The sequence below is a fragment of the Parabacteroides distasonis genome (assembly GCF_004793765.1).
Taxonomy (GTDB): domain Bacteria; phylum Bacteroidota; class Bacteroidia; order Bacteroidales; family Tannerellaceae; genus Parabacteroides; species Parabacteroides distasonis_A.
On record NZ_SRYM01000156.1, the window covers coordinates 1 to 459 of the forward strand.

Consider the following 459-nt stretch of genomic DNA (forward strand, 5'->3'; position numbering starts at 1 on the left):
TTTGCTTTTACGCAAAGAAAGACAAGCAGAAAGCCAACGGTGCGTACCCCCTTTTCGCCCGTATCACAGTGGACGGCGTGGCGAGCCGTTTTAACACCAAGCTGGACGTGCTGCCCTCTATTTGGGACGGCAAAATGGGCAAGGCTACTGGACGTACTTCGGAAGCCAGCCGCATAAACCGTATGCTGGATGATATAAACGCATCACTGAATACCATTTATCACGAAATGCAGCGGCGTGACAACTACGTGACCGCTGAGAAAGTGAAGAACGAGTTTTTAGGTCATAGTGAGAGCCACGAAACAATCCTTACCCTGTTCCAAAAGCACAATGACGATGTAAAGCAGTTGGTCGGCATATCCAAGACGATAGCGACCTACCGTAAGTATGAAGTCACCCGCCGCCACCTTGCCGAGTTCATTCAAAGCAAGTACAACGTATCGGACATATCCATTAAGG

General features: G+C 49.2%; 1 protein-coding gene. It reads left to right on the forward strand.

Annotation, left to right across the window (positions count from 1 at the left end; all coding sequences use genetic code 11):
* Positions 1-459 (forward strand): Arm DNA-binding domain-containing protein (locus E5342_RS19175; RefSeq protein ID WP_246867185.1); only part of this gene is annotated, 459 nt, incomplete at both ends.